The 13,577-nt window shown below is 60.1% G+C and carries 13 protein-coding genes and 1 pseudogene; 10 read left to right on the top strand and 4 right to left on the bottom strand.

All coding sequences use genetic code 11. The annotated features are described in order from the left end of the window. Window positions 1-205 precede the first annotated feature (205 nt). Together FP026_RS04125 and FP026_RS04120 are read left to right on the top strand one after the other, a co-directional pair. A complete protein-coding gene (locus FP026_RS04125; protein ID WP_149633354.1) occupies window positions 206-1,945 on the top strand; it encodes a type I secretion system permease/ATPase in 1,740 nt (579 codons plus the stop codon). Beyond that, on the top strand, window positions 1,942-3,252 hold the full coding sequence (locus tag FP026_RS04120) for an HlyD family type I secretion periplasmic adaptor subunit (RefSeq protein WP_149633353.1): 1,311 nt from the start codon (window positions 1,942-1,944) through the stop codon (window positions 3,250-3,252). The genes FP026_RS04125 and FP026_RS04120 overlap by 4 nt, the downstream gene beginning before the upstream one ends. A 158-nt stretch (window positions 3,253-3,410) precedes the next feature. Here FP026_RS04120 and FP026_RS04115 read toward each other — a convergent pair whose 3' ends face one another. Continuing rightward, window positions 3,411-4,847, bottom strand: coding sequence for a family 16 glycosylhydrolase (locus tag FP026_RS04115; RefSeq protein WP_149633352.1), 1,437 nt, complete (start codon window positions 4,845-4,847; stop codon window positions 3,411-3,413). Window positions 4,848-5,060: 213 nt separating this feature from the next. Beyond that, window positions 5,061-5,984 carry a LysR family transcriptional regulator gene (locus FP026_RS04110; RefSeq protein ID WP_149633351.1) on the bottom strand — a complete coding sequence of 308 codons (924 nt, stop codon included), beginning with the start codon at window positions 5,982-5,984 and terminating at the stop codon, window positions 5,061-5,063. Window positions 5,985-6,135: 151 nt separating this feature from the next. Between FP026_RS04110 and FP026_RS04105 the strand changes: the two genes are divergently transcribed. The 7 genes and pseudogenes from FP026_RS04105 to FP026_RS04080 all read left to right on the top strand — a co-directional run bounded on the left by FP026_RS04105 (window position 6,136) and on the right by FP026_RS04080 (window position 10,341). Further along, complete coding sequence (locus tag FP026_RS04105; RefSeq protein WP_149633350.1) at window positions 6,136-6,984, top strand: DODA-type extradiol aromatic ring-opening family dioxygenase; 849 nt, start codon at window positions 6,136-6,138, stop codon at window positions 6,982-6,984. Between the two features lie 109 nt (window positions 6,985-7,093). Further along, complete coding sequence (locus FP026_RS04100; RefSeq protein ID WP_149633349.1) at window positions 7,094-7,516, top strand: DoxX family protein; 423 nt, start codon at window positions 7,094-7,096, stop codon at window positions 7,514-7,516. Window positions 7,517-7,527: 11 nt separating this feature from the next. Next, a pseudogene (locus tag FP026_RS30835) lies at window positions 7,528-7,741 on the top strand (NADP-dependent oxidoreductase); the annotation flags it as partial. A 388-nt stretch (window positions 7,742-8,129) separates the two neighbouring features. Then, complete coding sequence (gene msuE / locus FP026_RS04090; RefSeq protein ID WP_149633348.1) at window positions 8,130-8,690, top strand: FMN reductase; 561 nt, start codon at window positions 8,130-8,132, stop codon at window positions 8,688-8,690. A 51-nt stretch (window positions 8,691-8,741) separates the two neighbouring features. Continuing rightward, window positions 8,742-8,918: a hypothetical protein gene (locus FP026_RS30110; protein ID WP_188112487.1), complete on the top strand. Its 177-nt coding sequence runs from the start codon at window positions 8,742-8,744 to the stop codon at window positions 8,916-8,918. A 65-nt stretch (window positions 8,919-8,983) separates the two neighbouring features. Next, window positions 8,984-9,568 (top strand): RBBP9/YdeN family alpha/beta hydrolase, encoded by a 585-nt coding sequence (locus FP026_RS04085; RefSeq protein WP_149633347.1) that lies wholly within the window; start codon window positions 8,984-8,986, stop codon window positions 9,566-9,568. Between the two features lie 113 nt (window positions 9,569-9,681). Then, window positions 9,682-10,341: a peroxiredoxin gene (locus tag FP026_RS04080; RefSeq protein WP_149633346.1), complete on the top strand. Its 660-nt coding sequence runs from the start codon at window positions 9,682-9,684 to the stop codon at window positions 10,339-10,341. A 62-nt stretch (window positions 10,342-10,403) separates the two neighbouring features. On the opposite strand, the gene FP026_RS04075 is transcribed toward FP026_RS04080, so the two are convergent. Next, window positions 10,404-11,306, bottom strand: a complete 903-nt coding sequence (locus tag FP026_RS04075) for a LysR family transcriptional regulator (protein WP_149633345.1) — start codon at window positions 11,304-11,306, stop codon at window positions 10,404-10,406. Between the two features lie 94 nt (window positions 11,307-11,400). Here FP026_RS04075 and FP026_RS04070 point away from each other — a divergent pair, with 94 nt between their 5' ends. Next, window positions 11,401-12,435: an aldo/keto reductase gene (locus FP026_RS04070; protein WP_149633344.1), complete on the top strand. Its 1,035-nt coding sequence runs from the start codon at window positions 11,401-11,403 to the stop codon at window positions 12,433-12,435. 69 nt (window positions 12,436-12,504) lie between these two features. On the opposite strand, the gene FP026_RS04065 is transcribed toward FP026_RS04070, so the two are convergent. Beyond that, window positions 12,505-13,536 (bottom strand): aldo/keto reductase, encoded by a 1,032-nt coding sequence (locus FP026_RS04065; protein ID WP_149633343.1) that lies wholly within the window; start codon window positions 13,534-13,536, stop codon window positions 12,505-12,507. Window positions 13,537-13,577 lie beyond the last annotated feature (41 nt).

The following is a 13,577-nucleotide window of genomic DNA, read 5'->3' as shown; positions in this document are numbered from 1 at the left end:
AAGCTTGGGTTCACCGAAACTGCGTTCCGGATAGATTTCGACTTCCTAAATTGCATGGGATCGCTGAAAGTTAAGTGTGAAGCGGGAGTGGTGGCAAAGTTCATCATGATCGCTTTGCAGGTTCATGGCGCCGAGCGGGAGGCGGTGCCTTGGGCGTCATGTCGATCTGCCGTGCGCGACGGCCAATATTGAGGATAAAGCCAAGGTGCTTGCCGTCCCGAAAGACCCTCCGCAGACATTTATCGCGTTGATGCTGTCGGCGCTGCGCAAGGCCTTTGCCGGCATCGCTCTGGCGAGTGCCGCCATCAACGTGCTGGCCTTGACCGGTTCCTTCTTCATGCTGCAGGTCTACGACCGGGTTATTCCGAGCCGGAGCCTGCCAACATTGTCCGGCCTCGTCATCATCGTTGCGGCGCTCTTCCTGTTTCAAGGCCTGATCGAGTTCCTGCGTTCCATGCTGCTTGTTCGCATCGGCATGTCACTTGACGAACGATTGAACAGAAAGGTCTTCCGCTCGCTCCTGTTCCTGCCGACCAGGAAGCAGACGTCGGACGACGGCCTGCAATCGGTCCGCGATCTCGAGCAGATCCGCTCCTTCCTCTCCGGCAGCGGCTCGACGGCGCTTTTCGATCTGCCGTGGGTGCCGTTCTATCTGATCCTTTGCTTTTTGTTCCATTTCTGGATCGGCTTCACGGCTCTGTGCGGCGCCTTGTTGCTCGTCGGCATTACAGTGCTCGCCGAACTGCTGTCACGTCGACCGGCTGAGGAGGCGGCCAGGTCTTCGGCCATGCGCCTCGGTTTCGCCCAGGCGGCGCGGCGCAACTGGGAGGCGGCCATTGCCATGGGGTTTGTTGGCCGTCTGAGCGAGAAGTGGGCGGCCATGAACGACGACTATCTCCGACATCAGCTGGCGGCGAGCACGATCGTTGGAGCGCTGACCATCGCTGCCAAGATGGCGCGCATGATGCTTCAGTCCGGCGTTCTTGCTGTCGGGGCGATCCTCGTCATTCGCCAGGAGGCGACGGGTGGCATCATCATTGCCAGTTCGATCCTGGTGACGCGGGCGCTGGCGCCCGTCGAGCTTGCGATCGGCCAGTGGAAAGGCCTTGTCGCCGCGCGTCAGGGCTGGGCGCGGCTTGCCGCGCTCCTCGACGTTGTGCCGCCCAAGCAGCAGGCCTTCGCTTTGCCGCCGCCGTCACGCGAGCTTAGCGTCGAGAACATCAGCGTTACCTCTCCAGGCAGCCGCGATCTCATCCTGCGCAATATCTCGTTCAAGATATTGGCGGGCACCGTGCTCGGCGTCATCGGTCCGAGCGCGTCGGGCAAGTCCTCTCTTGCGCGGGCGATTGCCGGCCTGTGGCCGGTTCCCATCGGCGCCGTGCGGCTCGATCGTGCAGCGCTGTCGCAATGGGATAGCGACGAACTTGGTCGGCATATCGGCTATCTGCCGCAGGATGTGGATCTATTCGACGGTTCGATCGCCGAAAACATTTCCCGTTTCGCCGAGGACATGCGGACCGAGCCGATCATCGCTGCGGCGAAGGCGGCCGGTGTTTACGACATGATCGTCAAGCTCCCCGATGGCTTCGATACCAGGATCGGCGAGAGCGGATCGCGCCTTTCAGCCGGGCAGAGGCAGCGCATAGCCCTGGCGAGAGCGCTTTACAATGATCCGTTCCTGGTGGTTCTCGATGAGCCGAACTCCAATCTGGATGCGGAGGGGGAGGCGGCGCTGACTGGGGCTCTCGCAGGCGTGCGGGAACGTGGCGCTATCGCGATCGTCGTTGCCCACCGGCCAAGCGCCCTGGCCGCCGCCGATACCGTCATGATCGTTGCCGGCGGCCAGGTTCAGGCATTCGGTCCGAAGAAAGACATCCTCGGGCCATCGCCCAAGCAGGTCGGAACGACGCATTTTGCCGTTGCCGGCGGGGAGACGCACGGATGACCGAAAAGGCTTCGCCATCGACCGAACGGACGATCCGCCGCCTGTCGCTGCTGGTGGCGGCGGCCGTATTGCTGCTGTTTGGCGTCATGGGCGGCCTTGCGGCGGCGACCAGGATTTCCGGGGCGGTGATTGCCTCGGGCACGCTTGTCGTCGACAGCTATGTGAAGCCGGTGAAACACCTGAAGGGCGGCATCGCCCGCGCGATCCTGGTCAAGAACGGCGATCATGTCGCGGCTGGCCAGGTACTCGTGCGGCTGGACGACACGCAAACCAAGGCCAACCTCGCCATCATCCGCAAGCGGCTGAACGAGCTTTCCGCGCGCACGGCGCGTCTGGCGGCGGAGCGCGACGGCAGGCAGGATATCGCCTTTCCCGCCGATCTGCTCTCGACCGCCGACGACGTAGGTGTCGCGGCGATCATGGCCGGCGAACGCCGGCTCTTTTTTGATCGCCATGCATCGCGCGAGGGCCAGAAATCGCAGCTGCACGAGCGTATTCAACAGTTGAAGCAGGAGATCGAGGGGCTCGTGGCGCAGGAGCAGGGCAAGCGGCGCGAGATCGCGCTCATCGCCAAGGAGCTCGGCAGCCTTGAAGGCCTGCTCGATCAAGGCATCATTTCGGCGACGAAAGTCTATTCCCTGCAACGGGAAAGCGCGTCGCTGAACGGCGATCTCGGCAATCTCGTCTCGTCCATCGCCCAGACCAGGGGCAAGATCGCGGAAACCGAGCTGCAGATCCTGCAGATCGATGCCGATCATAGCTCCGAGGTCTCCGATCAGCTGCGTCAGGCAGAGAGCGACAGCGGCCAGTTTTCCGAGCGGCTGATCGCCGCCGAGGATGATCTGAAGCGGATCGACCTCAAGGCACCGCAGGCCGGGATCGTCGATCAGCTGAGCATCCATGCCGAAGGGGCGGTCATTTCGCCGGCCGAGGCGATCCTGCAGATCGTTCCGGACAAGGACGCGCTGGTGGCGGAGCTGAAGCTCGCGCCACAGGATATTGACCAGATCAGCGTGGGGCAGGCGGTATCCTTGCGCTTTCCCGCCTTCAATCAGCGGATAACGCCCGAGCTCAACGGGCGTGTCGACACCATCTCGGCGGATCTGATGACGGACCAGCGTTCGGGCCAAAGCCATTATGTCGTGAGGGCCAAGGTGGCAAAGCCGGAATGGGAAAGGCTGGGACAGCTTACGCCTCTGCCCGGCATGCCCGTGGAAGCCTTCCTGCAGACAGGGCAGAGAAGTGTTCTAGCCTATCTGACAAAGCCGATGACCGACCAGATCAGGCGGGCGTTCAGGGAGGAATAAGGCGGCCTTCCCCCGGTCCTGCGTGCTGATATTACAGCGCCGCGTGTCTTTTAAGGCAGGCCAATGGCGATATAACTCTTTGAAATTATACGGTAAATAAGCGGCCGTCCGATTTGCGTCGAACGGCCGCTCTGGAATGTATCGAGTTCTGAGACCGGTCAGATATGCCAGTCCGTCGTATGGGCGGATTGGGCCGAAGTGGCCAGCTGGGCGGCGTGATCGTCCAGCGAATAGGCTTTGATATAGTCGATCTTCATCTCGGATCCGTTCGGAAGCCCATCCGTCGGAGTGCCCGCCACGCCGCCGACTGCGAGATCGACCAGCATATACATCGGGCCATGCATATCGGCGGGCGTATCGGCATGGGCGACGGCGACGTCGTCGAAATACCAGACTATCTGATCCTTGTCCCAGAGCACGCCGTAATTGTGGAAGCCGTCGGTGCTCGGCACTTCCACCGGAATGGACGTCTTCGTGTGCTCGCCGGTTGCATTCGAATGAACCGTGACATTCACCGTGGTGGGGTTCTGCCCGCGCATCTCCACCACATCGAGTTCCGGCGGCCAGGAGCCATCCTCCGGCAACAGCCAGAAGGCGGGCCAGACGCCCTGATTGTGTGGCATCTCCGCGCGCATTTCGAAATAGCCATAGGTCTGCGAGAAGGTGGAATGGGTGGTCAGAAGGCCGGATGTGTAATCATGGTTCTCGACAATCGATTTCAATGCATCCGGCGTTTGTTTCGCCGTGATCGTCAGAATGCCGTCCGAGACGGAAAACGGGTTTGCGGATGCCGTAGGCGCGTAGGACGGATTGATGTACCATTGTAGCTCATCGTTCAGGCTGCTGCCCTTGTCCGGCGCCCAATGGTATTTAGCGTCCCAGGTGCCTTGCGTTCCCTCGTGCAGCGAAAGCGAATTGAAATCGTCCGAAAAGGTCTGCGTCAGCGACGCTCTGTCGAGGCCTAGCTGGAACTGGTCTTCGTGAAGGTCGGACACGGTCTTGTTGGCGAAGACCAGGCTCTCGCCGTTGCCGAGGTCGAGCCGAACATTGGCTCCTTCCTGTGTGGAATGGCTGACGACCTGATCGAACGACGTCAGGCCGTATTGGTTGAGCCGGACCTTGTCGTCATCGCTGAAGTCGGTGATGAGATCGCTGCCGTTACCCTTGGTGACGACGAAGGTATCGGCCCCGCCGCCGCCAATGAGCACATCGTTGCCGCCGCGCCCGTCGATGGTCTGGCTGCCGCTGCCGCCGGTGATGATGTTGTCGGCGCCGTTGCCATAGGCGTGGCGGTTGTCGCCCGTGACGGTAAGGTTTTCGACATTGGCGGGCAGCGTGTAATCCATCCAGGTGTTGATGGTATCGATGCCGGCATTGGGGGCTTCATAGACCCGATTGTTGCTCGAGTAGATATAATAGATATCGTCGCCGGTGCCGCCCATCAACGTCACGTTGACGGTGTTGTCGCCCCATATGGAATCATTGCCGGCGGTACCGTAGAGCGTCGGCCCCGAGCCGGTGGCGGAAAAGAAACCTGCCGAACTACCGCTATAGTAAAGTGGTTGTCCAAGAGCATTCAAAACTGAATTGGGCATGAGAAACCTCTTCCTTGGTGCCGGACCAGCTCCTCCACCGATCTAATATTTCTCCCCGCTCATACGCATCAGATAGCGTGCATTGTTTTTCTGCCCAGCCCTGCGGAGAAGTTTTTTCGCCGTCGCCAAGGATTGGACCGATGGTGGAATACCCGTGTCCGATCCGCTCCACTTGCAATGCCGCCCTGAAGTCGCTTGGCAAAATAAGGACGCTTATTTTGCCAATTGAATTTCGGCCGACATCGGGCAAAGGCTTTTTCGGGAGGCGAGGAAATCGACGAAGGTGCGAACTTTGGCGGAAAGATATTTTCTAGTTGGATAGACTGCATGCAGCGTGGCCTTGAATGTCACATCCTCGGGGAGCACCATTTCCAGGCGGCCGTCGGCAATATCAGCTTGTGTCATCCATACCGGCAGGAAAACCAGGCCCATGTCTTCCAACGCGGCCAGATGCAGCATGATCTCGTTTTCGCTTTGCATGACGGTGCGGAAACTTACCGTTTCAGGGCCTTTTCTCCCATCCAATGCGAAACTGCCGTTCGCGTTCATGCCGCTATAGGCCAGCAGCGAATGACCATTGAGATCGCTCACCTCGGCGGGACGCCCGGTGCGCGCGAGATAGGCAGGTGATCCCACGAGGTGAAAGGGGACCTGCAACAACGGACGTGCGACAAGGCTGGGATCTAGCCGCTCCGGTGCCGTCGCACGCAGGGCAAGATCGAAGCCCTCGTCCACCAGATTGACGATCCGGCCGCTGAGATCGATGTCGAAGCGCACGTCGGGATAGCGCTGGTGATATTCGGCGAGCGCGCGAGTGACAAGCGCATTTGCGACCCATACCGGAGCGCTTAATCTCAAGGTTCCGCGCGGCATGACGGTGACGTTGCTGACGGCCGCTTCGACTTCGTCGAGGCCGTCAAGCATTTGTCGACTCTGGTTGAAGTAGAGCGTGCCGCTTTCCGTCATGCTGACATGCCGGCTGGTTCGGTTCAGCAAGCGAGTTCCCAGCCGATTTTCCAGATGCATGACATGTTTGCTCGCCATCGCAGGCGAGAGACCGAGGCGATCGGCGGCGGCTGTAAAGCTCTTCAGCTCAGCCACCGTGCAAAAGACCCGCAAGCTCATCAATGTATCCATAGATCATCAACATAGAGGAAATGTTTCTTCAATGTAAGCTGCATTGATCAATGATGACGAAAGGTTAGTTTGCATTGCACGCCGCCGCACGGCTCATCATTCCTTCTGGTCTTGAGGCGGATGGTAAGTCGCTTGGAAAAGGATGCAATACGTGACCAAGTTTCGCCTTCCGACCTATTTCATCAGCCATGGCGGCGGTCCCTGGCCCTATATGACCGGCGATTTCCGCAGTAATTTCGACCAACTCGAGCAATCCTTGATCGATATGCGCCTGGAACTCGGCAATGCGGTCCAGGCAGTGCTTGTCGTTTCCGGTCACTGGGAAGAGCAGGGCTTCGCCATATCGTCGGGCGCCCAACCGGGGATGGTCTATGATTATCATGGTTTTCCGGAATATCTTTATCGCATCAAATATGGCGCGCCGGGCTCGCCGGAGCTTGCCAGGCGGGTGCGGGCGCTGCTGCAGGAGCGCGGCATCGAGGCAGGGCTCGATCCGACCCGAGGCTTCGACCATGGCACCTTCAGCATTCTCAAGCCGCTCTACCCGGAGGAGAACGTCCCTGTCGTTCAGCTTTCGCTTGACGCCGGCTACGATCCCGCCTTGCACCTGGAAGTCGGGCGCGCGCTAGCGCCGCTGCGCGATGAGGGCGTTCTGATCATCGGAAGCGGTCTCAGCTACCACAATCTTCCGGCGATGCGCGGGAAGGAGGGCTACGAACCATCCCGGCAGTTCGACGCCTGGCTGCAAGAGACGCTGATCCATTCGTCTGCCTATGAGCGTGCAAGGCTGTTGCTCGAATGGGAACAGGCACCATCCGCCCGCGCGGCACATCCACGCGAGGATCATCTCATTCCGCTCATGGTGGCTGTCGGCGCTGCCAGGGACGAACCTGGTGCCGTTACCTACCATCAGACCGATTTCGCGGGCGGGCTTACTGCATCAAGCTTCCGCTTCGGCGATGCATCGGCATTAGCTACGCTCGATGGGGAGGCGGAATGAGCGATCCCTCGACGCCGCACTCAAGCCAGTAATGAAACTCCGGACGAAAAATCTCGAACTCAAAGCTACCGCCGATTGACGATCTCAACGGCCATTCAGGAGAAGTACTATGTTGAACACGACGAAATGGACGCCTCACGTTCTCGCCATTTTGCGGATCGTCACCGCGCTGCTGTTCCTTGAGCATGCAACCATGAAATTCTTCCAGTTCCCGGCGGCAATTCCCGGCGTAACCTACCCGTTGCCCGCCATCATGCTCGTGGCCGGCGCAATTGAAATCGTCACCGGTTTGTTGATGACTGTCGGTCTCTACACGCGCATCGCCGCCTTTGTCGCGTCGGGCGAAATGGCGGCGGCTTATTGGATGGCACATGCACCCCAGGGCTTCTGGCCGGCGCTCAACATGGGCGAGGCCGCCATCATGTTTTGCTTCACCTTCCTCTATATCGCCTTTGCCGGCGCCGGCGGCTGGGCATTCGACAACATTCTGCGCGGCTCTTCGAAGCAGGTATCGCTCACGGAGCGCGCATAAGGCTAACGCCGGTCGCAAGCATCGTTCCAGTGCCTGAGGACGCCAATCCCGGCGACCGGATGACCATCCACGAACTCTATCATCGAACCGATGCCGCGACACTCGACGCGGCAGCCCGCGGATTGCTGGTGATACCGATTTCGCGGGTTTTGCCCTAGAACAGCTGGGTCTGTCTCAAGATGCGGTCGCCAGGGAGCGCAAGGCAAAGTCGTGCTCAAGCATTGAGCATTCATTATCGATCGTCGCGCGCACCTTCGCCATTTCGCCGTCGCCAACGGACACTGAAACGATGTTTTGAGCCCGTTTGCTGGCTCGATAGCCTCTGCCGAAAGGCTGGCCAATTGATGACAACGTCTCACTGGAGAACAGGTGTCACAATCAGTGGCACGTGTTTCATCCTATTCGCCCTGATCCAACGGGTGGACGCTGAAATCTCTGCAATCCGATCCAACCCAGTCGCACAAACTCAAATAGGCGCGCCGCAGGTCATGAGATGGGAAAGAGATTTTCCGTTTCCGGCGACCCAAGAGATGGCTGTTCCTTTTAATCTACTATTTTAATGGACAATATTCGCATTATCGAAAACGCATTGGATTCTTCGGAAGGGATGAGAATGAGTGCGCCCAAACTCGTCGGCTTTGCCGGCAGCTTCAACAGGCCGTCGAAGACCCACGTGCTGGTCCAGACCGTTGCCGACCTGGCAAGCGAGCAGTATGGCTTCATCAACAGGGTTTACGATCTGCACGATGTCGGCGCCTCCCTCGGATTGGCACAATGGCGCAAGGATCTCGACGATCAGGCGAGAAGCGTGATCGACGAGATCGTGTCGGCCGATGCTCTCATCATCGGTTCGCCGACCTTCAAGGGATCCTATCCCGGGCTGTTCAAGCATCTGATCGATCTCATCGATCCGCATGAGCTGCGAGCCAAGCCGATCATCATCGCGGCGACCGGCGGTGGAGATCGGCATGCTCTGATGGTCGAGCATCAGCTGCGGCCGCTCTTCGGCTTCTTCATGGCCCATACCTTGCCGACGGCGGTCTATGCGTCGGATCGCGATTTCACCGACTACAAAGTCTCGTCCGAGCCGCTGGCCAACCGCATCAACGAGGTCGTCGGCGAGCTCGCGGCCTTTTTCCCGCATCCGGTGACAAGGCTTGCCGCTGCGGAATGATGGTCGGTCACACCCGAACGTCTCGGATTTGTCAACGGAATGGAGGGTTACATGAGATGGAATGTCATCAGCCGCCTGAAGACGATTTTTGCCGGTCCGGCGCTGCAGAGAGTGGATATTCGCACGCGGTCCGTTGACTGGGTGGAATCTGTGGAGCGGGAACGAGAACTCTCCGCCCGTGACTACGAGATCTATTATTGGTGCTCCACGCCGGCGCCCTGGTATTGAAAGGATGCGCCTTTGATGTCCTGTCGCGGGTTGAGTTTCCTGTCGTTATTCGTCGCGAGGCTTCCATGACCAGAGTACTGATCGCGCCAGGCCTCTTTGGTTCAGGTGAGGGGCATTGGCAGCGTCACTGGTTGCAGGACCATCAAGATGTCCAGCTGGTCGAGCAGAACGATTGGGATTTTCCCCATCTCGGCAGCTGGATGGAAAAACTGGAGGAAGCGCTGGAAGAGGCCGGCGATGCCTATATTGTCGCGCACAGCCTGGGCTGCGTATTGACGGCAAGATTGGCAGGCCGCCCCGCCGCGCGAAGGGTCAAGGGAGCGCTGCTGGTCGCGCCCTGCGATATTCCGGTGACGGAAGCCTTGCATGCCGGGCATCTTTCCTTCGGCACGATGCCGACTGAAGCCTTGCCTTTTCCCAGCATCACGATCGGAAGCCTGAACGATATCTATATGAGGCTCGACCGGCTGACCTTGTTCGGGCGGCTCTGGAATTCCGATGTCCGCAATATCGGCCTTGCGGGGCACATCAATATTGCCAGCGGCTTCGGGCGCTGGCCAAGCGGTTATGGCTTCCTCGAAATGCTGAAGGCGCGCAGCAGACATCGCCGGCCGCAAGGGTTTTCGACGGCTGTCGCAGCCCCCATTTAAAAGAAGGCTTTTCATATCGAACGTTCGGCGCCATTGTGCAGCGGATTTACTGATCCTGCCCCACGTCGGCGCATTTAAGGCGTGCAACGGGGCAGAACTTTGGAGGTAAGACAATGAGTTTGCGCATCAACGATATTGCTCCGGATTTTACGGCGGACACGACCCAAGGCGAAATCCAGTTTCACGACTGGATCGGCAATGGCTGGGCCGTGCTGTTCTCCCATCCGAAGAACTTCACGCCCGTCTGCACGACGGAACTCGGCGCGATGGCCGGTCTCGAAGGTGAATTCCGCAAGCGCGGCGTCAAGATCATCGGCATCTCCGTCGATCCCGTCGAAAGTCACGGCCGGTGGAAGAACGACATCAAGACGGCGACGGGCTTCGACGTCGACTATCCGCTGATCGGCGACAAGGACCTCAAGGTCGCCAAGCTTTATGACATGCTGCCGGCCGGTGCCGGCGAAAGCTCGGAAGGGCGCACGCCGGCCGACAACGCCACCGTCCGCTCCGTCTTCGTCATCGGTCCCGACAAGAAGATCAAGCTGATCCTCACCTATCCTATGACGACAGGCCGCAATTTCGGCGAAATCCTGCGCGCGATCGACTCGATCCAGCTGACATCAAAGCATCAGGTCGCGACGCCGGCAAACTGGCAGCAGGGTGAAGACGTCATCATCACGGCGGCCGTGTCCAACGAAGATGCTATTACCCGTTTCGGCTCGTTCGACACGGTATTGCCCTATCTGCGCAAGACCCGCCAGCCGTCCGCCTGATCCGGACAAGCGGTTGAAATTTGCTGGAGAAGCGGTGCGGCCGCAAAGGCCGCATTGCTTTTTCAAAGGCTGACGTTTTCACGCAGAAATTCCAGAAGCGTCCGTACGCGGGCCGGCAACGGGCCGCCCTGGCCGATATAGACGGCATGGAATTCCTCGACGTCGCCGGGGTTTAGCTCTTCAAGGATCGGCAGCAGACGACCAGCGGCAATATCCGATTTGACGGTGAAGTCGGCGAGCCGTGCCAGGCCGGCGGCACCGAGCGCAAGGTGGCGCATGGCCTCTCCGTCGCTCACCTGCAGGCTGCGAGGGGTCGGTATCGTCGCAATCTCGCCGTCAACCAGCAACGGCCAGCCTTCGATTGCCCGGGAATAGGCAAAGCCGATGCGGCAATGTTTCTCCAGTTCGGTTAAGGAACGGGGCATGCCGTGCCGCTGCAGATAAGCTGGCGAAGCGACGATGACCTTGCGCGCTGCTCCAAGCTTGCGGGCCGTCAGGCTGGAGCTTTTCAGCGGCCCGGCGCGGATTGCGACATCGGCTCGCTCTTCCATGAGATCGACGATTCGGTCGGTGTGGAAGATCTCCAGCGAGATATTCGGGTGCAGCGCCATGAAAGCGGGCACAAGCGGGGCCAGCACATGGTTTCCGAACGAGCCGCTGGTGTTGATGCGTATATGGCCGGCGGCCTGCTCTCCCGCCGAGGCGTGGCGTTCTGCCTCGGCGATATCGGCGAGGATGGCAACGCTCCGCTCAAAGAAGGCGCAGCCCTCGGGGGTGAGCTGGAGCCGCCGTGTCGAGCGGTTGATGAGACGGGCGCCAAGACGCCTTTCCAGCCTTGTGATAAGTTTGCTGACCGCTGAGGGCGTCATGCGGCAGGCCGTGGCGGCAGCGGTGAAGCCGCCAAGTTCCACGGCGCGCACGAAAACTTCCATTTCGGCAGAACGGTTGATCTCTTGGCGGCTCATGATGAATTCAAATCACAAATCAATTTCTGACCGGTAATCTATATCACTTTCCTTTGGTGATCTATCTATCTGAAGAACCAACAGGAGACAGACGATGGAATACAGAAATCTCGGTGCTTCCGGCTTGCGCGTTCCCGTGCTCAGTTTCGGCGCCGGCACGTTTGCCGGCAGCGGCCCCCTCTTCAGCGCCTGGGGCTCGACGGATGCGGCGGAGGCGCGCCGTCTGGTCGATATCTGCCTGGAGGCGGGTGTCAATCTCTTCGATACGGCCGATGTCTATTCGGCAGGCGCATCGGAGGAGGTACTCGGCCAAGCGATCCGTGGCAGGCGCGATGCCGTGCTGATCTCGACGAAGACAGCTTTGCCGATGGGCGAGGGGCCGGCCGATTGGGGGAGTTCGCGTTCGCGGCTGATCAGATCGGTCGACGCTGCCTTGCGCCGCCTCGGGACCGATTATATCGACATCTTGCAATTGCATGCCTTCGACGCTTCGACCCCGGTCGAAGAAACACTCTCCACCCTTGATGGCCTCGTGACGGCAGGAAAGATCCGCTACATCGGAGCGTCCAACTTCTCGGGCTGGGAGCTGATGAAGTCGCTCGCCATCTCCGACAAGTACGCCTATGTCCGACACGTCGCCCATCAGGTCTATTATTCGCTCGCCGGCCGCGATTACGAATGGGAGCTGATGCCGCTGGGTAAGGATCAGAACGTCGGCGCCTTGGTCTGGAGTCCGCTCGCATGGGGCAGGTTGACCGGCAAGATCCGTCGCGGGCAGCCGTTGCCGGAAAAGAGCCGGCTGCACGAGACAGCGACCTTCGGTCCGCCCGTCGATGACGAGAAGCTGTTCGATATCGTCGATGTGCTGGATGAGATCGCCGGCGAGACCGGAAAGAGCGTGCCGCAGATCGCGATCAACTGGCTGCTGAGCCGGCCGACGGTCGCCAGCGTCATCATCGGCGCGCGCAACGAAGAGCAGCTGCGGCAAAATCTCGGTGCGGTCGGCTGGACGCTTTCGAAAGAGCAGATCGAGAAGCTGGACAAGGTGAGCGAGCTGACGGCTCCCTACCCCTATTTTCCGTATCGGCGTCAGGAAGGCTTTGCGAGACTCAATCCGCCGCTGGTTTGACGCGGTAGTACTCCGGACTATGGCAATGATGGCGGCGGAGCAAATTGACTGCTCCGCCGCCAACCGTATTTAGCGGCCGCCCTCGATCTTGCGATGGCGCTGGTTCCGACCACTCTCGCCGTAAGGATAGGCAGCGGGCTGAGGTGCGCTGATCTCGTTCAGCCTGTCCATCTCCGCGTCCGTCAGCCTCAATTCGGCCGCGCCCAGATTGTCGGCAAGCTGCTCACGCGTGCGGGCGCCGAGGATGACGGAGGTGACCGCCGGACGTGCGGCCGTCCAGGCAAGCGCCACCTGTGCCATGGTAGCGCCGCGCGCCTTGGCGATTTCCTCCACGGCGGCAATGATGGCCCAGGTGCGCTCCTGCGCATTGCGCGGCGCGAAGGATTCGCTGCCGCGATTGGGGTTTTCGCCAAGCCTTGTGGCGCCGGTCGGCATCTCGTCGCGCTTATATTTGCCGGTCAGCCAGCCGCCGCCAAGCGGCGACCAGGGAAGCAGACCTATGCCGGCATCAAGGCAGGCATCGACGATTTCAAGCTCGATATCCCGGGCAAGCAGATTATATTGCGGCTGCAGCGTGACCGGGCGCGTGTAACCCTGTGCCTTGGCGATCTCGACGGCCTTGGCGATATGCCAGCCGACATAGTTGGAGAAACCGTAATAGCCGATCTTGCCGGCGCGCACGGCATCGTCGAGAAACCGTAGCGTCTCCTCGATCGGCGTCAGGGCATCCCAGGCATGCATCTGGTAGAGATCGATATGCTCGATGCCGAGACGGCGCAGCGAATCGTCCAGCGCCTGGCCGAGATGACGGCGCGACAGACCGATGTCGTTCGGTCCGTTGCCCATCGGGAAACGGCCCTTGGTGGCGACGATCGCCTGGCGGGCTTCGGCGGGGCGAGCCTTCAGCCAGCGGCCAATGATCTCCTCCGACTTGCCGGCACTGTAGACATCGGCGGTATCGATGAAATTGCCGCCCCATGCGAAATAATCGTCGAGAAGTTTATGCGACGCGGCCTCGTCTGCTTCCGCGCCGAAAGTCATGGTGCCAAGGCAATAGGCCGTGACAACGGCCCCGCTTGGGCCGAGCTTGCGATAATCCATTTCTGCCTCCTCTGAACGGAGCGCTGGTGCCCGATCGGCAA

Origin of the sequence: Martinezella tropici, assembly GCF_008370325.1 — a bacterium.
GTDB classification, from domain to species: Bacteria; Pseudomonadota; Alphaproteobacteria; order Rhizobiales; family Rhizobiaceae; genus Rhizobium; species Rhizobium tropici_B.
The sequence above is the reverse complement of the archived record's forward strand: the minus strand, read 5'-3'. Positions and strand labels throughout refer to the sequence as shown.